Origin of the sequence: Butyrivibrio hungatei, assembly GCF_900101605.1 — a bacterium.
In the GTDB taxonomy this organism is placed as follows: domain Bacteria; phylum Bacillota; class Clostridia; order Lachnospirales; family Lachnospiraceae; genus Butyrivibrio; species Butyrivibrio hungatei_B.
In genome coordinates, this window is record NZ_FMUR01000005.1 from 218,145 (window position 1) to 240,014 (window position 21,870).

Below are 21,870 nucleotides of genomic sequence, written 5' to 3' on the forward strand. Positions count from 1 at the left end.
AGTGATTAGATGAGACAATTTACAGCTAACGAGCTGCGCAAGACATGGAAGCAGTTTTATATAGACAGAGGGCATGTTGATGTCGGTGCGGTTTCTCTTGTATCCGACGGTTCAACGGGAGTTATGTTCAATGTTGCGGGAATGCAGCCCCTGATGCCTTACCTTCTCGGTAAGAAGCATCCTCTCGGAAAAAGACTTTGCAATGTGCAGGGTTGTGTTAGAACAAACGACATTGACTCTGTTGGTGATAAGAGCCACGTTACATTCTTTGAGATGATGGGAAGCTGGAGTCTCGGAGATTATTTCAAAGAGGAGCGCTGTAAGTGGAGCTATGAACTTCTTACAGAGGTATTTGGCTTTGATGCGGATCATCTTGCTGCGACAGTATTTGCCGGAGACGACAATGCTCCCAGAGATGAAGAGGGTGCTCAGTATCGTATAGCTTCAGGATTTAAGAAGGAAAATATCTACTATCTTCCTGCCGAGGATAACTGGTGGGGACTTGAATATGGTCCCTGTGGTCCCGACAGTGAGATGTTCTATATTGCCGATAAGCCGGACTGCGGCCCTAATTGCGGTCCCGGATGTGACTGCGGCAAATATACAGAGCTTGGTAATGACGTATTTATGCAGTATGAGAAGCATAAGGACGGTTCACTTACACCTCTTAAGCAGAAGAATGTTGATACGGGATGGGGACTTGAAAGAATCCTTGCATTCCTTAACGGTTCCAAGGATGTATATCAGGTTGATGTATTTACTCCTGTTATCAGCTATATCGAGAAGAATACAGGCGTTAAGTATAATGCGGACGAAAAGACTACAAAGTCTATGAGAATCCTCGCAGATCATATCCGTACATCTGTTATGCTGATCGGGGATGAAGCTAAGCTTCTTCCGTCAAATACAGGTGCAGGTTATATCTTAAGAAGACTTATCCGTCGTGCCGTAAGACATGCGAGAGCACTTAATCTCGGTAAGGATAAGATCATTGAGATGGCTTCAATATATATCGATAAGGTATATAACGAAAGCTATCCGAATCTTGTAAAGAATCGTGAGTTTGTTCTTACAGAGCTTTCAAGAGAGATAGCACGTTTTGAGAGCACTCTTGAGAACGGACTTAAGGAGTTTAACAAGATCCTTGAGAAGGCAAAGAGCGAAGGCAGGAAAGAGATTGACGGTAAGAATGCTTTCTTCCTTTATGATACATATGGTTTCCCTGTTGAGCTTACTGTGGAGCTTGCGGGAGAAGAGGGACTTCTTGTTGATGAGAAGGGATTTGCGGCTGCTATGGAAGAGCAGAAGCAGAAAGCAAGAGATAACCAGAATTTCTCTGCAAACCTTTCCACAAACGAGGGTGTATTTGATGCGCTTGATTCATCTGTTGTATCTGAATTTGTAGGATATACGGATATTGAAGCTAAGGGTAAGATCGTAGCGATTGCCGACGAGACAAAGCTTGTTGACAGTGCAAAAGCCGGAGCAAATGTAACTGTTATCACGGATAAGACCCCTTTCTACGGAACAATGGGTGGACAGGTAGGCGATATCGGTATTATCGAAGGAAGTAAGGGTACCAAGATCGAAGTTACTGAGACTATTCATGTTGCAGGCGGAAGAATTGCACATGTAGGTAAGGTTGTATCCGGAAGCATCAAAAAGGGAGATAAAGTTACTCTTATTGTTGATGCGGAGAACAGAGCAAAGACTTGCAGGAACCATTCTGCAACACACCTTCTTCAGAAAGCTCTCAGAGTTGTTCTCGGAGATCATGTTGAGCAGGCGGGTTCATATCAGGATCCTGACAAGACAAGGTTTGACTTCAGCCATCATCAGGCTATGACGGCAGATGAGATAAAGAAGGTTGAAGATCTTGTTAATGCCAAAATTGCGGAGGCACTTCCCGTATCTACCAAGGAAATGTCAATGGAAGATGCGAAGAAGACAGGCGCTATGGCATTGTTTGGCGAAAAGTACGGTGATGTTGTACGTGTTGTTGAAATGGGCGATTTTTCCGTAGAGCTTTGCGGCGGTACTCATGTATCAAATACCGGAAAGATAGGCTTGTTTAAGATTGTATCAGAAAGCGGCGTTGCTGCAGGTGTAAGACGTATAGAAGCTCTTACGGGTTCAAATGCAAGAGATTATTATATAAATACCGAGAATACTCTTAATGAGGTTGCAAAGCTTCTTAAGACAAATTCAGAGGGTGTTTCGGCACATATCAAGAAACTTCAGGACGAACTCAAGACACTCAGGAGCGAAAATGAGTCTCTTAAGAGTAAAGAAGCTCAGGCAGCTCTCGGAGATGTAACAGATAAAGTTAAGCAGATTAACGGAGTTAATTTCCTTGCTGTTTCTTTGAAGGGTGTTGATATGAATGGGCTTCGTGACCTTGGCGATCAGATGAAAAGTAAGATTGGCGGAGGCGTGATCCTTCTTGTATCTGAGAATGAAGATAAGGTTAATCTTGTTGCAATGGCTACCGATGATGCAATGGCTAAGGGTGCTCATGCAGGAAATCTTATTAAAGCAGTTGCGCCTAAAGTAGGCGGTGGCGGCGGCGGACGTCCCAATATGGCTCAGGCCGGCGGTAAGAATCCTGTGGGAATTCCTGATGCTTTACAGGAAGCCGAAAAGATTTTAAGTGGTCAGATAAAGTAATTAATTGTTACTGTTTAGTGCGAATATTGGATGCATATTTTACGAGGTAACTGAATATAGTTACCTCGTATTTTTGAGAAAATTAAAAAATAGTTAAAAAATATATTTTTCTATTAATGAATGTGTAATTTTTAGAAAACGTTTAAGATGCGGCGGTTGAGCTGAAAACACGGATCGGTGCAGTAATAACAAGTGATGTTATGGCTCTGGTGGGTATTGACAATCCTTTGGAAAATGTGATATAAAAATTAAGTCATGTAAAGTTTATGAGTTGATTTTTTAAAAGACGGGGGACGTTTTTATTACTAGTTATTTACGACTTAAAAAAATGAGGTTGACTGAAGGGTTTGCAGGACGTTATGAGCAGAGGAGATAGTATATATATGCAGTGGGAAGAGAAGTGCAAATTTGCCGTTTCTCTTATTGGATTGAAAGTTATAGCAGTATTTGTTGTGATTTTTATGATGTTTGAGGGATTAAGCGTTACGGTACAGGCACAGGATGAAATTTTTTCAGAAGGAATTTATCGAACTCTTTTTAATGATTCGGGGGAAAGCGGTTACGCGTCCACTATCGGTGACACGGGTAATACACAGACAAGCGAGTCTGATTCGGCTATGATCGAACGCGAGAGAGAAAAAGGGGTTTTATCTACCGCCGGTGGCTTTATCGGTGGTGTGGCTGTGTTCTTAATAGCGATATCTATTCTTGGAACCATTGCGATTCAGAATGAAAAAAATGTATACTATAACAGGAGTACAGATCCTGAGTTTGATGATGAAGAAGATGCGGAGTAAAATTCATGCATCTTTTTTTATTTATTAAATAAACATAAAATAGTCACATAAATAACGAAATTGTATTTAATTTATGGACATTGATGGTATAATTGATGCAGATGGCAGGGGATTTGTATAGTTATCTGTTTTTTTGGAAAAGGTTGATCTGTGTGATTTTTTTGTAAATTGCACCTGCTAAAGGAGGCTGCATGAATACTGGAAAAGGTGAACACAAACAAAAACTTCTTATCAATGTCATTATTATCGCTATTATAACTATAAGTGTGGTGGCGGTACTTCTTACTATTATGGCATCTGCCAATATCAAGAAGGTATATCATAATCTTATTCTTGAGGAACTCAAAGCTACGACTGAGCATTTGGCCAGCGAGGCGTCAGCTCTTAATGATAACGGAGACTGGGGACTTATTGATGGAGACCTCGTTAAGGGCGGAGACTCCATTACTGAGGAACTTGGCGGTATTTTGGATGAGATTCACGCTGAAACCGGTGTTGATTATACAATCTTTTTCGGTGATACCCGTATTTTAACAACAATACTTAAAAAGGGAACAAATGACAGACTTATCGGAACCAAAGCATCTGAAGCGGTGATACAGGCTGTTCTTAATGGAAAGAAGGAGTATTCGTCAGATTCGCTTGTGATCGAAGGTATGCCTTATTACGGATATTATGTTCCTTTATTTAATTCCGACGGAAGCGTAGCAGCTATGGCTTTTTCGGGACGCGAGAATTCGGATGTAATGGCACATATGAATTCCATATTGATGTCTATGATAATAATTACCATTGTTGTTATATTGGCTGTTGCTGTTGCAGGAATGATGATGGCCCTTAAGGTGTCTTCGCAGATGCAGGGTATTGCAAGATTTATTGATGAAGTTGCAAACGGAACACTTAACGGTGAATTTGATGAAAGAATAATTGATAATAAAAATGAGATCGGTGCGATTGCTGAAAGCACATCGCTTCTAAACAGAAAGCTTGATGAAGTTATAACCAAAACAAAGAGTATGTCAAAAGACCTCAATAAGGCAGGATTGGAACTTGCGGATTCTGCGTCACAGGCAACGGCAGCATCTTCACAGGTTACAGATGCCGTGGGTGAAGTTAGTAAAGGAGCCGTGTCACAGGCTGAGAGTGTTCAGAATGCTGCGGCAAGTACGGATTCTATCGGAACAAACATCGATCTTATCTCGGAGAAGGTTAATACGCTTGACGAGGCGGCGAGCCGAATGAAGCAAAGCTGCGATAAGGCAACGAATGCGCTTGTTGAAATAGTAACCCAGAATTCTGTTGTTGCAGAGGCGGTTGCGGATATCGGAACAACGATTACCGCAACAAACAGTAGCGCAAACGAGATCGCTAAATTTTCTGATGCCATAAATGAAATTGCATCTCAAACCAATCTGCTTTCGCTTAATGCCTCTATTGAAGCGGCAAGAGCAGGGGAAGCCGGCAAGGGATTTGCGGTTGTTGCAGATGAGATAAGGCAGCTTGCCGATGAATCCAAGAGTAGTGCGGATGAAATCAAGTCCATAGTCGAGAAACTTCTTGAGGATGCGCAGGCTTCCGTAAAGGTTATGGATTCACTGAATGAAAGTATAGCTCTTCAGGGCGAGAGTATTGCATCTACGCAGAATGATATGATCGAGATGTCTCAGAACGTTGCTGTTGTAACTGACAATACGGCGAATATCTCCGGAATGATCGATAATCTTAATGGTGCAAAAGTGGCGCTTGTTGAGATTGTACAGGATCTTTCTGCCATATCTGAAGAAAATGCTGCATCTTCTCAGCAGACAAACGCATCAATGCAGGAACTTAATGCCACATTTTCTATCATTGATGAAGCGGCCGCAAAATTGCAGGGGCTTGCCATGGATCTTGAGGATTCGATAAGTTACTTTAAGTAAAATTATGCAGGCGCGTTATTCACTTCTTTTCGACAGTTGATAAAAGCTAATTCCGATTTTATAATGAATTGAAAATTGAGCTAAAGAATTTGAAGGAATCAGTATGAAGAATAAAATCAGGATTGCTGCGGCTGTTGTATGCCTGGCGGTTGTTGTTTTTGGAATAATAAGTGTTGTTAAAGACAAGAAAGAACTTACTCTGGCAACAAATGAATATGACAATATAAGAAGCACATACGCAGATTTGCAGGCGCATGGTTCGGCCGGAGATTCCGAAAATGACGGCTATCCGGATCTTGCGGTTGACATTGAAGGACTTGAAAAAACAAATCCCGATATTACCGCATGGATATATATGCCGTGCCTTGAAATAAGTTATCCTGTCGTAAAAGAAAAAGAGATAGATGAATATTTGAATAAAACTTTTGAAGGCCAAGAGAGCTATGCGGGAAGTCTTTTTGAGGATGTGCTTAGTGATGAGAACTTCTGCGGCATGCATGATATGATTTTTGGACATAACATGAAGGACGGCTCTATGTTTGGTAAGCTGAAAGAAGTTTATTCATCAAAAAAAGCTGATATCCTTAAAGAAAATCCGTATGTGTACATTTATACAAGAGATACCGTATACAGATATGAAGCATTTGCGTATGAGATAACAACAGCGGGAAGCGATGCTTACAGCGAAGTAAATGATAATGATGAATATGACCGCTTTATAGACTACGTGCTTTCAAACAATCAATGGGGATCGGGGAAAGAAAAAACTTTTGAAAACAGACCTTCGATTCTTTCACTTTCAACCTGTAGCGGCGTGACGGGTGGAAAAAAGCGGTTTGTCATTCATACGTTTAAAGAGAGCCAAAAAGAAGTACGATAAAAATACGATAGAAAAGTATGTTACCTACGAATTAATGCTTGACGACATATTTTTTTGTGCTATAATATTCATGTTATGTGAGCTTTAGTGGCTTAAAACATAATAAATAACCCAATCAGTCATGTGCTTGAAGGGACTGAAGGGAGGGTAAGAGTAGAAGATGTCAACTGTAGTAGTAAAAGAAAACGAGACTTTGGATAGCGCATTGCGTCGCTTTAAGAGAAGTTGTGCGAAGGCTGGAATCCAGCAGGAAATTCGTAAGAGAGAACACTACGAAAAGCCTAGCGTTAGACGCAAGAAGAAGTCTGAAGCAGCAAGAAAGCGCAAATATAACTAAATTTAAATGTGAAAAAATCCTTGGTTTTTCCAGGGATTTTTTTTATGCTATAATGAATTTCGGCGAAAAAAATTTTGAGAGTAATTACTTATGACATTTTTTTATTGTGCTGCAGCAATAACTTTGTTTATAATATTGTGCGTTGTTGTAATTTATCATGACACGCATAATTTTGTTGTGCGGAATTATGAATTGGAATCGGATAAGATCAAGGGAGATCACACTTTTGTACTTATTTCGGATCTCCACGGATATTCATTTGGGCCTAACAACGAAAAGCTTGTGAGCGCGATTGATGCAATCAATCCGGATATCATACTTTGTGCGGGAGATCTTTTTACAGCCCGCAAGGATAAGAAGCCTATAAAGTATGAGCCGGGATTTGAACTGGCAAAGAGCCTTGCACAGAAGTATCCGCTTTATTATGCAAATGGCAATCATGAATACAGGCTTAAGATATGGACTTCCGATTACGGTAATTTCTATGACAGATATAAGAGCAGACTTAAGAAAGCGGGAGTTACCTTTTTGGAAAATGAGTCTGTCGGGATTAAAGACGGAAACATCAGAATAACCGGGCTTGATCTTAATATGGAATACTATCGTAAGATTGTAAAAAAGAAGATGGAACCCGGATTTATAAAGAGAACTTTGGGAGACAGCTCAAAGAAAGAGTTTCAGATTCTTATTGCGCACAATCCACAGTATTTTGATGAATATGCAAAATGGGGCGCGGATCTTACGGTGTCGGGACATGTTCACGGAGGTATTGTAAGACTTCCGTTTATAGGAGGCGTTATTTCTCCTGCGATAGCTCTTTTCCCTAAATATGACGGCGGACATTATGAGATTGATAAAAAGCATCTGATATTGAGCAGGGGGCTTGGAACACATACGATCCAGGTGAGAATGTTCAATCCCTGTGAGATAGATGTTATTAAAATACATGAGGCAAAATAAATGTCACTTGAGGTAAAACTGCAGGTCTTTGAAGGTCCTCTCGATCTTCTTATGCACCTGATAGATAAAAACAAAATTGATATCTATGACATCCCGATAGTTACTATAACTGAGCAGTATATGGATTACATAAATGCCATGCAGAGGGATGATATGGAAGTTACAAGTGAATTTCTCGTTATGGCTGCGACGCTCATAGATATCAAGTGTAAGATGCTTCTTCCCAAGGAAGTCAATGAGGATGGAGAGGAAGAGGATCCGAGAGCGGAACTTGTTGAAAAACTTCTTGAGTACAAGATGTACAAGTTTATGGCGGACGAACTTAAGGACAGACAGCAGGAAGCGGATATGCAGTGGTTCAGAAGCAGGAACATCCCTAAGGAAGTCAGCGAGTATGAGGCCCCCATTGATTTTTCGGACCTTATAGGAGATGCGACGCTTTCAAAGCTTAATTCTATTTTCCAGGAACTTCTTAAGCGACAGGAAGATAAGGTCGATCCGATCAGAAGCAGATTCGGAAATATTGAAAAAGAAGAGATCGATATGGATGCCAAGACTCTTTATATCAAAGCATACATACGTGAACATGACAGATTCAGTTTCAGACAGCTCCTTGAAAAGCAGCACAGTAAGACAGAGATAATAGTGACATTTCTTGTTATGCTTGAAGAAATGAAGCTTGGAGAAATTGAGATAGAGCAGGACGAGACGTTCGGAGATATTATTATCAAATCAAGAAAGGCAAGTTGATACCATGACAAGTAAAGAAGGCGCAGCGATTATAGAGGCAATCCTTTTTACAATGGGAGATTCGGTTGAAATCAGTGCTTTGGCAAAGGCCATGGATGTAAATGCAAAAGAGGTCAAAGAGAGTATTGAATATCTAAAGACCAAATATGAAAGCGAAGACAGCGGGATTGGTATTATCGAGCTGGAGAACGCTGTACAGCTCTGTACTAAAAAAGAAATGTACGAGTACCTTGTAAAAATAGCAAAGACTCCGAGAAAAGCGGTTCTTACAGATTCTCTTATGGAGACACTTTCGATAGTCGCTTACAAACAGCCCATAACAAGGCTTGAAGTTGAGAAGATAAGAGGTGTAAACAGCGATCATGCCGTAAACCGTCTTGTTGAGTTCGGACTTATTCAGGAGCTTGGAAGACTTGATGCTCCCGGAAGACCGCTTCTTTTTGGAACAACGGAAGAATTCCTTAGAAGTTTCGGCGTAAAATCGCTTGAGGAGCTGCCTACGGTGGGTGCTGTTCAGGTCGAAGAATTCAAAGCCGAGGCTGAGCAGGAAGTAAATGTAAAACTTGATATTTGATTTTATATTACAATGTTTTCGGAAAAAGGCAGAAAAAATGCTTTTTTCCTTTTTTTTGACTTTCTTTTTTGATATACTATACTCTGACTTAAGTTGCGTTCTTTTTCCAAAAGATTAACATAACTTAAATATATTTACGGAGGTTAAAGAAAAATGAGTAGTTCTTCACAAGCGAGTCAAAGAATTATCTCTTTGCTCGACGAAAACAGTTTCGTTGAAATTGGTGCTCTTGTGACAGCCAGAAACACAGATTTCAATCTGAAACAGGAAGAAACACCTTCAGACGGTGTTGTTACCGGGTATGGTGTTATAGACGGTAATCTGGTGTATGTTTACAGTCAGGATGCATTAGTACTTGGCGGTTCTATAGGTGAGATGCATGCCAAGAAGATCGTTCGCCTGTACGATCTGGCTATCAAGACAGGCTCTCCTGTAATCGGACTTATCGATTCAGCAGGACTTCGTCTTCAGGAGGCAACAGATGCGCTTAACGCATTTGGAGAGATTTATCTTAAGCAGGTGGAGGCTTCGGGTGTTGTTCCTCAGATCACAGCTATCTTCGGATCATGCGGTGGCGGACTTGCGCTTATTCCTTCAATCACTGACTTTACATTCATGGAGTCCGAGAAGGCTAAGCTTTTTGTTAATTCACCCAACGCTCTTGAGGGCAACTATAAAGAGAAATGTGATACTTCAAGTGCTAAGTGGCAGAGTTCTGAGGCTGGCAATGTAGATGTTGTTGCCGATGAAGCTACTGTTTATGCACAAATCAGAGAACTTGTATCTCTTCTTCCTTCAAACAACGAGGATGCAGATGCATACAAGGAGTGCTCAGACGATCTTAACAGAGCTTGCGAGAATCTTGACGGAGCAATCGAAGATCCCGCTGTTATTGCCGGACAGATCGCTGACAACGGTCTTTTCTTTGAGACAAAGAGAGACTATGCAAAAGAGATGGTTACCGGTTTCATCAGACTCAACGGAGCAACTGTTGGTCTTGTTGGAAACCGTACAGCTATATATGACGAGAACGGAAAGGTTTCGGAGAAGTTTGATGATAAGCTTACAGCTCACGCATGTGAGAAGGCAGCAGAGTTCGTAAACTTCTGTGATGCATTTGATCTTCCTGTTCTTACAATCACAAATGCAACAGGATTCGGTTCATCCAAGTGCGATGAGAAGCATGTTGCAAAGGCTGCAGGAAAGCTTGTTTATGCTCTTGCAAATGCTACAGTGCCTAAGGTTAACCTTATCACAGGAAAGGCATTCGGAAGTGCATACGTTATCATGAATTCTAAGGCAATCGGTGCAGACATTACCATCAGCTGGCCTAATGCACAGATCGGATCAATGGATGCAAAACTTGCCGCTAAGATCATTTGCGATGGAAAAGATGCAGATACTGTTGCAAAGGCTGCAGCTGATTATGCACAGCTTCAGAACAATGTTAAGAGTGCTGCTGCGAGAGGATATGTGGACGAGATCATCGAAGCTGCCGATACAAGAAAGTATGTGATCGGTGCTTTTGAGATGCTTTTCACCAAGAGGGATGAACGTCCTGCAAAGAAGCACGGTACAGTATAATGAAGGGAGCGCTCAAAATGAAACGTAAAATTTTAGTTTTGGGAGTGATACTCAGCTGCCTTTTTGGACTCAGTGCTTGCGGTGAAGCTGCAGAAGGCTCCTTGGACAGTTACAGATATCCAAAAGAACTGTTTAAACCTGATTCATTGGAGCAGTATGCAACATATATCGAGGATAAAGTTTTTGAGGGATGGTATCTTAACGATATCACACCCGAAAACTTCGATGAGAAGCAGTATCTTGGCTTGGCAATGGAATTTGATGAGAATAACCTTACCATCAAGGAAGTCAATGAAGATGATTTTAATGCTATTAAGTCAGGATATATAAGCTGGTACAAGGCAGTTGAAGAAGTTGGTTTTAACAGTGTTGAGACTCTCAATGATGATATAAAAGTTACCGATGTAAAATACTACATCAACGATGATGATGTTCTTGTTGTAGATGCTACAATTCAGGGAACAAAACATTCCGCGCTTTTGCAGCTCTATATCAACAATGATTTCAGTATTCGTGATGCAGGTGTTACGGTAAACAAGACACTTGGAGAGAAACTTACAAATGCCGGTCTTAATACACTTCTCGGCATGGGAATGGCTTTTGCCATCCTTATTCTTATTTCGCTTATCATCTGTCTTTTCCCTGTTCTTTTCGGAGAGAAGAAGAAAAAAGTAAGCGACAAAGATATTGCAGCAAAGGCAATGGATAACACAATAAGCCAGATCGCCGAGCAGGAAGATCTCTCAGGAGATTCAGAGCTCGTTGCCGTTATCGCCGCTGCGATCGCTGCGTACGAGGGAAGCGGAAGCACAGATGGATTCCGTGTAAGATCGATCAGAAAAGTTAATAATAATTGGAAAAAATTCTAATAATGACATCGGGTACACGGAGAATTTATTCTGTGTCGGATGAAAGGAGAAACGATGAAAAACTATACAATAACCGTAAACGGAAACGTATATGATGTAACAGTAGAAGAAGGCGCAGGAAGCGGAGCAGCTCCTGTTGCTGCAAGCGCACCTAAGGCTCCTGTAGCTCCTGTTAAGAAGGCAAGCGCAGGCGCAGGTTCAATCAAGGTTGAGGCAGGTGCTGCCGGAAAGATCCTTAAGATCAACGCAAGTGTTGGACAGGCTGTAAAGAAGGGCGATACAGTTATCACTCTTGAGTCTATGAAGATGGAGATCCCTATGGTAGCTCCTTCAGACGGAACAGTTGCAAGTATTGATGTTGCAGCAGGCGATTCTGTAGAGGCAGGAACAGTTCTTGCAACTCTTAATTGATGAATCAGAGAAAGTATTATTTTATACAGAAATGAGGATAAAAAATGGATTACATAGTTAAGACATTATCTAATCTCTGGGATCAAACTGCATTTACTTCAATGTCTGTCGGCAACTATGTCATGGTTGTCGTAGCATTGGTTTTCCTGTATCTAGCAATTGCCAAGGGATTTGAGCCATTACTTTTGGTTCCGATTTCGTTTGGTATGCTTCTTGTAAATATCTATCCTGCTATTATGGCTGAGCCTGTTGGCGAGTCTGCAGGTGGATTGTTACATTACTTCTACATCCTTGATGAGTGGGCAATTCTTCCTTCTCTTATTTTCATGGGTGTAGGTGCTATGACGGATTTCGGACCGCTTATTGCAAACCCTATAAGCTTCCTTATGGGGGCAGCTGCACAGTTCGGTATTTTTGCAGCTTACTTTATTGCTATTGCACTTGGTTTCAACGATCAGGCTGCAGCAGCTATTTCAATCATCGGTGGAGCAGACGGCCCTACTTCAATTTTCCTGGCTTCTAAGCTTCATCAGACAGCAATTTTAGGACCTATCGCGGTTGCGGCATATTCATATATGTCACTGGTTCCCATGATCCAGCCGCCTATCATGAAACTTCTTACAACTCAGAAGGAAAGAACAATCAAGATGCAGCAGCTTAGAGAAGTTACTAAGCTTGAGAAGATTCTTTTCCCTGTAGTAGTTACAGTAGTTGTTAGTATGATTCTTCCCACAACAGCTCCTCTTATCGGAATGTTGATGCTTGGAAACATATTCAGAGAGTCAGGCGTTGTTCGTCAGCTCCAGGAGACAGCTTCAAATGCACTTATGTACATTGTAGTTATCCTTCTCGGAACTTCTGTTGGTGCAACAACAAGTGCTGAGGCTTTCCTTAATATGACAACAATTAAGATCGTTATTCTCGGACTTTGCGCATTCGCTATTGGAACTGCAGCAGGTTGCCTGCTTGGTAAGCTGTTGTGCTTCATAACAAAGGGCAAGATCAATCCGCTTATCGGTTCAGCCGGTGTATCAGCCGTGCCGATGGCAGCTCGTGTATCACAGAAAGTTGGTGCAGAATACGATCCCTCCAATTTCCTGCTCATGCATGCAATGGGACCTAACGTTGCCGGTGTTATCGGTACAGCGGTAGTTGCAGGTACATTCATGGCAGTATTTGGAGTATAAATCACAGAAAGGGTGAAAATAGATATGGCAGATATTGAAAAGAAACCAATTCGTATCAATGAGACTGTTCTGCGTGATGCACACCAGTCACTTATCGCAACAAGAATGCCCACAGAGGTTATGTTGCCCATCATTGATACAATGGATCAGGTTGGATATAACGCAGTAGAGTGCTGGGGTGGTGCAACATTCGATGCTTGCATGAGATTCCTTAAGGAAGATCCCTGGGAGAGACTTCGTAAGTTAAGAGCAGGCTTTAAGAATACAAAGCTTCAGATGCTCCTTCGTGGACAGAACATTCTCGGATACAAGCATTATCCGGATGACGTTGTTGATTACTTCGTTCAGAAGTCAATCGCAAACGGTATTGATATAATCAGAATTTTCGACTGTCTTAACGACCTTAGAAACCTTGAGGCTTCAGTTAAGGCATGTAAGAAAGAGGGCGGACATGCTCAGATCGCTCTTGCATACACACTTGGTGATGCATATACAGAAGAGTACTGGATGAATATCGCTAAGGATATTGAGTCTATGGGTGCAGATTCAATCTGTATCAAGGATATGGCAGGACTTCTTCTTCCTTATGAGGCTGAGAAGCTTGTTAAAGCTCTTAAGAGTGCTACAAAGCTTCCTATCGACCTTCATACACATTACACTTCAGGTGTTGCCAGCATGACATACATGAAGGCAGCTGAGGCCGGTGTTGATATCATCGACTGTGCAATTTCTCCTTTTGCACTCGGTACATCACAGCCTGCTACTGAAGTTATGGTAGAAGCATTTAAGGGACGGCCTTTCGAGACAGGTCTTGATCAGAAGCTTCTTGCTAAGATCGCAGATCACTTCAGACCTTACAGAGAGGAATGCCTTGCAAGCGGACTTATGGATCCCAAGGTTCTTGGTGTTAACATCAAGACTCTTATGTATCAGGTTCCCGGCGGAATGCTTTCTAACATGGTTAGCCAGCTCAAAGAGCAGAACGCAAGCGACAAGTACGATACAGTGCTTGAGGAAATCCCTCAGGTTCGTAAGGACTTCGGTGAGCCTCCGCTTGTTACACCTTCTTCACAGATCGTTGGAACACAGGCCGTTATGAACGTTCTCATGGGTGAGAGATACAAGGTTGCTACAGACCAGACCAAGGATCTCCTTGCTGGTGAATACGGTAAGACAATCAAGCCTTTCAATCCCGAAGTTCAGAAGAAGATTATCGGAGACAGAGAAGTTATCACATGCAGACCTGCAGATAAGCTTGAGCCCGGACTTAAGAAGTTCGAAGAGGATGTTAAGCAGTGGAAGCAGCAGGATGAAGACGTACTTTCATACGCACTCTTCCCTCAGGTTGCAACAGATTTCTTCAAGTATCGTATGGCTCAGCAGACATCGGTTGATGTGGCTGCCGCAGATACAAAGAACGGAGCATATCCTGTTTAATTATTAAAAATTTAGAGCTATCAGATGTAAATATTTACGTTTGATAGCTCTTTTTAACGCTTATTTAATGAATATTATGGTAAAATTAATGCATGAGTGAATACAGACGGCATAGAAAAAGCAAAAAGTTAATAGATGCCGAAAAGAGGCAGGGTGTAGAGCTGAAAGAGGATGAGTATGAGCGTCAGTTTCTTCCTCTGGACGAGGTCAACGGATATAAGATAAGACCCGGCCTGTCAAATTTGTATGGGGCAACTATGCTTCCGGGTGGTATTAATTTCACCATTTATTCCAATGGTGCGACATCTATTACGCTTCTTTTGTATCACAGAAATGATAAGGAGCCTTTTGTGACGATTCCTTTCCCTGAGAGCTACAAGATAGGAAAGGTTTATTCAATGATCGTTTTTGGATTGGACATTGAAAACCTTGAGTATTGTTATAGCGTGGACGGACCATGGGATCCTGATAAAGGGCTTCTTTTTAACAAAGATAATTTATTGCTGGATCCTTTTGCTAAGGCGGTATCAGGGCAGCGTATATGGGGCGAAAACCTTACATCCGGTACGTACAGGGCGAGAGTGGTGCGGCAGAATTTTGCATGGGATGATGTGACGAGTCTTGGAACCCCCATGTGTGATTCAATAATCTATGAGTTGCATGTAAGGGGCTTTACTATGGATGAATCATCAGGCGTAAAGTGCAGGGGAACCTTTGAGGGAATCACTGAAAAAGCGGATTACCTTGAGGCACTTGGAATTACTGCCGTTGAACTGATGCCTATATTTGAGTTTGACGAAACTCGCGATATGCGCGTGGCAAACGGAAGGATACTTCTTGATTATTGGGGATATAATACCACTGCATTTTTTGCCCCGAATACGAGTTATTCATATGAAGCAGAGCACAACAAAGAGGGTGTCGGACTCAAACATATGATAAAAGAGCTCAAGAAGAGAAAGATAGAAGTCATTCTTGACGTAGTATTCAATCATACGGCTGAGGGCAATGAATACGGGCCTTTTATCTCATTTAAGGGGTTTGATAACAATATATATTATCTGCTCACTCCCGACGGAAAGTATTATAATTTTAGCGGATGCGGCAATACTATGAACTGCAATCATCCTATGGTTCAGGAATATATTGTTTCATGCCTAAGGTACTGGGTTGAAGAATACAGGGTGGACGGATTCAGATTCGATCTTGCAAGTATCCTGGGGCGTGATCAGGATGGTGCACCTATGGAGAGACCGCCTCTTATTCAGAGAATTGCTTACGATCCCGTTTTGGGAAATGTTAAGCTTATTGCGGAAGCGTGGGATGCGGGTGGAATGTACCAGGTGGGAAATTTCCCTTCGTGGAAACGCTGGGCGGAATGGAACGGCAAGTATAGAGATGATATAAGGTCGTATCTTAAGGGTGATATCTGGGCGGCGCCCGAGGCGGTTAAGAGAATTACGGGATCCATGGATATGTATGGCGAATCGTACATGGGATATGAGTCTTCCGTCAATTTTATAAACTGTCATGACGGATTTACACTTTACGATCTTTATGCATATAATAACAAGCATAATGAAGATAACGGCTGGAACAATACTGACGGTGCCAATGATAACAGGAGCTGGAATTGCGGGTATGAAGGTGATACCGACAATCCGGATGTTCTTGGACTGAGATTCAGAATGATGCGAAACGCCATCACTGTTCTTATGTGCAGCCGCGGTACTCCGATGATCTATGCCGGAGATGAATTCGGTAATACGCAGTATGGCAATAACAATGCGTATTGTCAGGATAATGAGATTTCGTGGCTCAACTGGGATTTCCTTAAAAAGAATCGCGAATTCTATCTTTTTTACAAATACATGGTCCAATTTAGAAGAAAGCATGCGGCTATCAGAAAAGACCTTGAGAGCGCCAAAAGCGGTTTACCCTTTGTGTCTGTACATACAGAGAATCCGGATAACGGAAATATCACAAAGGATTCAAGGGTTATATGTGTGCGCTTTGCGGGCTTTGATGAAAAGAAAGGCCATGATGATATCGTATATCTTGCGATAAATGCTTATTGGGAAGATATACAGATAATGCTTCCAAATCCGCCAAATGGCGCGTATTGGGGGCTCTGCGTTGACACAGGAGGTGACGAGGACGGTAAGTTCTACTTTAACAGGCCCAAACCTCTTACATGGAGAAATAAAACTTTGAAAGCTAGAAGTGTCAGCGTATTCATAGCTTCATACGGAGTTGAATATGGCAATCAATGATGATCGTACAGATACAAATTTTATAGTGGGTGGTTATGACTTTTTGTCTGAACTTGATGCCCAGAAAGCGTCTTTGGACTTATCCAAGATAAAAGTGTTGGAAGAACGGGTAAAGGCGAGCAGACCCAAAGACATAAAGGCAGTATATGAAAAAGCTATAGAGAATAAAATATTTAAGTCACCCATAGGGTGGGAGTACCTTGCAAGGCTTAGAGACAGGCTTTATGCGAGTGGCTTTTCGGAGGAAGAGCTTATTCCGATTCCGATACCGGTTAGTCTTACAAGACATTCGGCTTTTGAAAATCTGTCGGTTCAGCAAAGAATCAGACCTGTAACTAAGGATAATAAAGCGGAATTCAAGAGATTGTTTCCATATATTCTTAATATCTTTTTACTGATAATAGTAATCGCAATGTTTATAATCGCATCGACAAGCGACAGTGATAATATATTAAATTACAAGAGGAATGTGACAAACCGTTACTCTTCGTGGGAGCAGGACCTTACTCAGAGGGAAAAAGTGATTCGTGAAAAAGAAAAAAAACTTGGCATTGACAGCTCTGAGGGGTATTATGGTGGTGCGAATAATGACTAGGTTAGGAGGAAAGTCAGATTGGATGATTTAAAGATTTTGGTGGTTGATGACGAGAGCAGAATGAGAAAGCTTGTCAAAGACTTTTTGATAAAAGACGGATATATTGTTATCGAGGCCGGTGACGGACAGCAGGCACTTGATATTTTTTATGAGGACAAAGATATTTCTCTTATTATCCTTGATGTAATGATGCCTAACAGAGACGGATGGGAAGTATGCAGGGAAATCAGGAAGAATTCCAAGGTTCCCATCATAATGCTTACGGCAAAATCGGAAGAACGTGATGAACTGCTTGGATTTGAACTTGGTGTTGATGAATATATTTCTAAACCTTTCAGCCCAAAGATCCTTGCTGCAAGAGTTTCGGCTATTTTGCGAAGAGCCAATATCGTAACAACAAACGAAGTAATGGAAGAGGGCGGTATTACCATAAACAAAGTCGCCCATAGCGTTTCGGTTGACGGAAAAGATATTGAGCTTAGTTATAAGGAATTTGAACTTTTATCCTTCTTTTTTGAGAATAAGGGCGTTGCTCTTTCCAGAGAGAAGATTCTTAATAATGTGTGGAACTATGATTATTTTGGTGATGCACGTACCATTGATACGCATGTTAAGAAACTTCGCGGAAAGCTCGGAAATAAGGGCGATATGATAAAGACTATTTGGGGAATGGGTTACAAGTTTGAAACAGACTGAGACTTCTATTGGTGATAAAATAATGAAGACACATTCTGTACGGGCAGAGATCAGTGCAGTATTTATTCTAACGATGCTTGTGACTTTCGGGCTGTGGTTCATCATTAATGTTTTTTTTCTGGAGCGGTTTTATGTGCAAAAGAAAAAAGAGAATATAATTGAAGCCTACGAACTGGTTGTGGGTGCTATTGCGGATGGAAATATTGAGTCTGATGAATTTGAACGCGATATGCGTCTTATTTGCGAACGATACAATATCGATATGGTGGTATGTGACAGCGACAAAAAAGGCGTTATGAGTGTTTCAAGTAATAATCAGCTGGTCAATGTTCTTTTTGATTGTGTGCTTCAATACATGAATCCGGCACTTAGCAAAAAAACTGTAGAAGAAGACCATATTGTTCTAAGTAGGGGTCTTTATGACGGAAATGAATATACTCTTCAGAAGAGCATAGATAATGCCAATGGAAGTGAATATATTGATATTTGGGGAACCGCAGAAAAGACGGACGGCATAAATTTCAATGTTATCTTTATACGTTCTAAAATGGAGAGTATCGAAGACAGCGTTGCAATATCCAATAAGTTTATGGCTTATGTCGGCGTTGTTACACTGTGTATCGGTTCAATGCTCGTTCTTATAATATCAAAAAAAGTTACGGCTCCGATCAAGAAGCTTTATCTTATTTCGGATGAGATGAAGAAGCTTAATTTTGAAGCCAAATATGAAAACAGCAGCGATTATAAAAATGAAATAGATGTTCTTGGTCAGAATATGAATGAACTTTCCGAGACACTCGAAACTTCCATCAAAGATCTTAAGAATGCCAATATTGCACTGAAGCATGATATTGCTAAGAAGGAAGAAATAGATGAGATGCGAAAAGAATTTCTTTCAAACGTATCTCATGAACTTAAGACTCCGATAGCGCTTATTCAAGGGTATGCCGAGGGACTCAAGGAAGGCATAAACGATGATGAGGAAAACAGGAACTTTTATTGTGAAGTTATCATGGATGAGGCATCCAAGATGAACATCATGGTAAAGAAGCTCCTTACCCTGAATCAGCTTGAATTTGGTAATGAGAGTGCAAATATGGAGCGTTTCGATATAGTCGAGATGGTGAAGAACTATATCAGATCCGCAGAACTTTTGGCTAAACAGAAGGATGTGACCGTAAAGTTTGGCGATTATCATCCGATATTTGTATGGGGAGATGAGTTCAAGGTCGAAGAAGTTCTCCAGAATTATTACAGCAATGCGATCAATCATGTGAGCGGTGACAATATAATCGAGATAAAGCTTGTTCATAAAGACGGCAAGGTCAGAGTGTCCGTATTTAACACGGGAGAATCTATCCCTAAGGAGAATATTGATTATATCTGGGATAAGTTCTATAAGGTTGATAAAGCCAGAACAAGGGAATACGGCGGAAGCGGCGTGGGTCTTTCCATTGTTAAAGCAATAATGGAGAGCATGCAGCAGGACTACGGTGTGATCAATTACGCGAACGGCGTTGAGTTCTATTTTGAACTTGAAACTAAATGACAAAAGAGGATGACTTTATGCGCTTAAATAAGTATTTTTTGCCTGCATTTATGATAGGAATGACAATTGCTCTGACCGGATGCGGAGAGAAATTCCCTTCGCTTACGGATGAAGAGTATGACCGTACCGTTGAATATGCCGTCGGACTATTGATGAAATACTCAAGAAACGAGCAGGCCAGACTTACATATGTTGATGCAAATTATGAAAAAAAGAAGAGAGAGGCCAAAGCTATGGAACTTGCCCAAGCTGAGGATGACAATGCGCATTTGACGCCCGATCCTTCTCAGAATGAGTATAAGGATGATGAGATAAGCGCAGATGTTTCATCTTCAGGAAGTGAAGCTTCTTCGCTTGCAAGTGATGGTAAAGCGGGAGATGAGAGCAGTTCTTCGGAGAGTACCGATGCAAGTACCGGAGAAAGCTCGAAGAGTGCATCTTCAAATACAGGCTCGGATAACAATTCTTCAAATACAGATTCGAAGGCCGGCTCAGGCAGTACATCGTCAAATATGGGAGAAAAGGGTGCGATCACTCTTTCTGCCGATGATACACAGGAAATACTTAATGACATTTTTTTGTCCTATCAGGGATATTCTGTTTCGAGTACCTATCCCGAGAGCTCCAAGAGCTATGTTATTAACGCGGATAAGGGCAAAAAACTGCTCGTATTAAGGTTTGATCTGTATAATGCCTCAAATTCCGCAAAAGAGGTAAATATGCTCAAATTGGATCTACTGTTCCAGATAATCTTAAATGGCAAGAATATAGGCTATTCTTCAGTCACATTCCTGCCAAACGACCTCACTTCATATGTCGGAACGATAGATTCGAGGGCACATGAGAGTCTTGCCATACTCACGCAGATAGATGAAAAGAACGCGTCCAATGTTGAAACTCTCGGGCTTATTATGACGGAAGACGGCAAAGAACAAAGAATCAATTTAAGATAAGTAATATACTTATGAACGCGTTACGGCGGCACTTTTTCGTAATGAAATGTGCCGCTTTTTACTTATAAAGAAAATTGTTTTCACGCTAAAAAAATACGACAGGAGAATGACATGATCAGAATAGTTTCAGACAGCACGTGTGACCTTTCTAAAGAGATTACGGATAAGTATGGCATAATTATAGTCCCTTTATATGTCAGGCTTGGTAATGAGGAAAAGAAAGATGGAATTGACATCACTCCCGAAGAAATATACAAGTGGTCCGATAAGACAGGGGAAACGCCCAAAACGGCGGCTCCTTCGGTTTCCGATTATATGAGCGTTTTTGGCGAAAATAAGGATGATGAGTATATTGTATTTACCATATCGTCATCGATGTCCGCGAGTAATAACAATTGCAGGCTTGCGGCCGAGGAACTGGAGATCGAAGACAGGGTAAAGATAATTGATTCCGCAAACCTCTCCACCGGTATAGGGCTTTTGGTCATGGAAGCGGTAGATCTTGTCAATGAGGGAAAAAATCTTTCGGATATCGCGGAGTACATTGAAGAAATAAAAGGCAGAGTCAGAGCCAGCTTTATCATTGAGACACTTACTTTCTTGCACAGAGGAGGAAGATGTTCCGGTATAGCGGCTCTATTGGGCAATACACTTAAGCTTCATCCAAAGATCGTTGTTGAAGGCGGTGCAATGAAGCCTACCAAGAAGTATAGGGGAAGTGCCGATAAGTGCATTATGAATTATGTAAAAGACATGGAAAATGAGCTTATGAAGGCGAAAAAAGACAGAGTTTTTATCACTCATTCGGGCTGCGACAGGGAAAAAGTAGAGGAAGTACGTAGTTTTTTGGAAAAATTAGGGATTTTTCTTGACATAGTCGAGACGCGAGCCGGAAGTGTTGTGTCATCCCACTGCGGCCCAGGAACCATGGGTGTTTTGTTTATTTCAGAGCCTTGAAGTGCTTAAGAAAAGTGACGTTTTTAAGTTGGATGTATTTACGAAATGCAGATTTACGCATTTTTTTGAAAAAAAATTCAAAAAAAGTGTTGACATTAAATATAGCGGGTGATATATTTATATTCGTTGCTGATGCAGACAAAACACTGCAAACGCAGTACTGGAGCGGGTTTAGAGCTCCTTGTACCTTGACAAATAAACAGTAATGCAACCCTGAAAGATTCCAAGAGAATAATTCAGAAAAATGTAAATTAACGGACAGAACGAAAAGCCAAGCTTAAGTTCTTAGCCGGATTAAACTTTTAAACGTGAGAGTTCGATCCTGGCTCAGGATGAACGCTGGCGGCGTGCCTAACACATGCAAGTCGAACGGAGAATTTACGCTGATGAAGCTTCGGCAGATTCTTGTAAATTCTTAGTGGCGGACGGGTGAGTAACGCGTGGGCAACCTGCCTCATACTGGGGAATAACAGCT

At 41.4% G+C, this 21,870-nt stretch carries 19 protein-coding genes and 1 rRNA gene; all 20 read left to right on the forward strand.

Annotated features, from left to right (window positions below; all coding sequences use genetic code 11):
• Positions 1–9: 9 nt before the first annotated feature.
• Entirely contained in the window at positions 10–2,667 is a 2,658-nt protein-coding gene (alaS, locus tag BLP87_RS04710) for an alanine--tRNA ligase (RefSeq protein WP_074461674.1), read from the forward strand.
• 359 nt (positions 2,668–3,026) lie between these two features.
• Positions 3,027–3,464 carry a hypothetical protein gene (locus BLP87_RS04715; RefSeq protein WP_143002087.1) on the forward strand — a complete coding sequence of 146 codons (438 nt, stop codon included), beginning with the start codon at positions 3,027–3,029 and terminating at the stop codon, positions 3,462–3,464.
• A 191-nt stretch (positions 3,465–3,655) separates the two neighbouring features.
• On the forward strand, positions 3,656–5,383 hold the full coding sequence (locus tag BLP87_RS04720; RefSeq protein WP_074461676.1) for a methyl-accepting chemotaxis protein: 1,728 nt from the start codon (positions 3,656–3,658) through the stop codon (positions 5,381–5,383).
• Positions 5,384–5,486: 103 nt separating this feature from the next.
• A complete protein-coding gene (locus BLP87_RS04725) occupies positions 5,487–6,263 on the forward strand; it encodes a class B sortase (protein WP_074461677.1) in 777 nt (258 codons plus the stop codon).
• Between the two features lie 160 nt (positions 6,264–6,423).
• The gene (gene rpsU, locus BLP87_RS04730) at positions 6,424–6,600 is read left to right on the forward strand and encodes a 30S ribosomal protein S21 (RefSeq protein ID WP_013280615.1); all 177 of its coding nucleotides are present in this window, start codon (positions 6,424–6,426) and stop codon (positions 6,598–6,600) included.
• A 90-nt stretch (positions 6,601–6,690) separates the two neighbouring features.
• On the forward strand, positions 6,691–7,560 hold the full coding sequence (locus BLP87_RS04735; protein WP_074461678.1) for a metallophosphoesterase: 870 nt from the start codon (positions 6,691–6,693) through the stop codon (positions 7,558–7,560).
• Positions 7,561–8,310, forward strand: a complete 750-nt coding sequence (locus BLP87_RS04740; RefSeq protein ID WP_074461679.1) for a segregation and condensation protein A — start codon at positions 7,561–7,563, stop codon at positions 8,308–8,310.
• 4 nt (positions 8,311–8,314) lie between these two features.
• Complete coding sequence (gene scpB, locus BLP87_RS04745) at positions 8,315–8,884, forward strand: SMC-Scp complex subunit ScpB (RefSeq protein ID WP_074461680.1); 570 nt, start codon at positions 8,315–8,317, stop codon at positions 8,882–8,884.
• Positions 8,885–9,037: 153 nt separating this feature from the next.
• On the forward strand, positions 9,038–10,468 hold the full coding sequence (locus BLP87_RS04750; RefSeq protein WP_074461681.1) for an acyl-CoA carboxylase subunit beta: 1,431 nt from the start codon (positions 9,038–9,040) through the stop codon (positions 10,466–10,468).
• A gap of 17 nt (positions 10,469–10,485) precedes the next feature.
• Positions 10,486–11,337 carry an OadG family transporter subunit gene (locus BLP87_RS04755; protein ID WP_176756603.1) on the forward strand — a complete coding sequence of 284 codons (852 nt, stop codon included), beginning with the start codon at positions 10,486–10,488 and terminating at the stop codon, positions 11,335–11,337.
• A gap of 54 nt (positions 11,338–11,391) precedes the next feature.
• Positions 11,392–11,748: a biotin/lipoyl-containing protein gene (locus BLP87_RS04760; protein WP_074461682.1), complete on the forward strand. Its 357-nt coding sequence runs from the start codon at positions 11,392–11,394 to the stop codon at positions 11,746–11,748.
• Between the two features lie 44 nt (positions 11,749–11,792).
• A complete protein-coding gene (locus BLP87_RS04765) occupies positions 11,793–12,935 on the forward strand; it encodes a sodium ion-translocating decarboxylase subunit beta (RefSeq protein WP_026654518.1) in 1,143 nt (380 codons plus the stop codon).
• 24 nt (positions 12,936–12,959) lie between these two features.
• On the forward strand, positions 12,960–14,372 hold the full coding sequence (locus BLP87_RS04770; RefSeq protein WP_074461683.1) for an oxaloacetate decarboxylase subunit alpha: 1,413 nt from the start codon (positions 12,960–12,962) through the stop codon (positions 14,370–14,372).
• Positions 14,373–14,464: 92 nt separating this feature from the next.
• On the forward strand, positions 14,465–16,645 hold the full coding sequence (locus BLP87_RS04775) for a glycogen debranching protein (protein WP_083334477.1): 2,181 nt from the start codon (positions 14,465–14,467) through the stop codon (positions 16,643–16,645).
• A complete protein-coding gene (locus BLP87_RS04780; protein WP_074461684.1) occupies positions 16,632–17,240 on the forward strand; it encodes a hypothetical protein in 609 nt (202 codons plus the stop codon). The genes BLP87_RS04775 and BLP87_RS04780 overlap by 14 nt, the downstream gene beginning before the upstream one ends.
• 18 nt (positions 17,241–17,258) lie before the next feature.
• Entirely contained in the window at positions 17,259–17,936 is a 678-nt protein-coding gene (locus BLP87_RS04785) for a response regulator transcription factor (RefSeq protein ID WP_074461685.1), read from the forward strand.
• 133 nt (positions 17,937–18,069) lie between these two features.
• Positions 18,070–19,485 carry a sensor histidine kinase gene (locus tag BLP87_RS04790; protein WP_242871812.1) on the forward strand — a complete coding sequence of 472 codons (1,416 nt, stop codon included), beginning with the start codon at positions 18,070–18,072 and terminating at the stop codon, positions 19,483–19,485.
• A gap of 17 nt (positions 19,486–19,502) precedes the next feature.
• Positions 19,503–20,438, forward strand: coding sequence for a hypothetical protein (locus tag BLP87_RS04795; protein WP_074461687.1), 936 nt, complete (start codon positions 19,503–19,505; stop codon positions 20,436–20,438).
• 111 nt (positions 20,439–20,549) lie between these two features.
• Positions 20,550–21,395, forward strand: coding sequence for a DegV family protein (locus BLP87_RS04800; RefSeq protein WP_074461688.1), 846 nt, complete (start codon positions 20,550–20,552; stop codon positions 21,393–21,395).
• A 304-nt stretch (positions 21,396–21,699) separates the two neighbouring features.
• A 16S ribosomal RNA gene (locus tag BLP87_RS04805) occupies positions 21,700–21,870 on the forward strand; the annotation flags it as partial.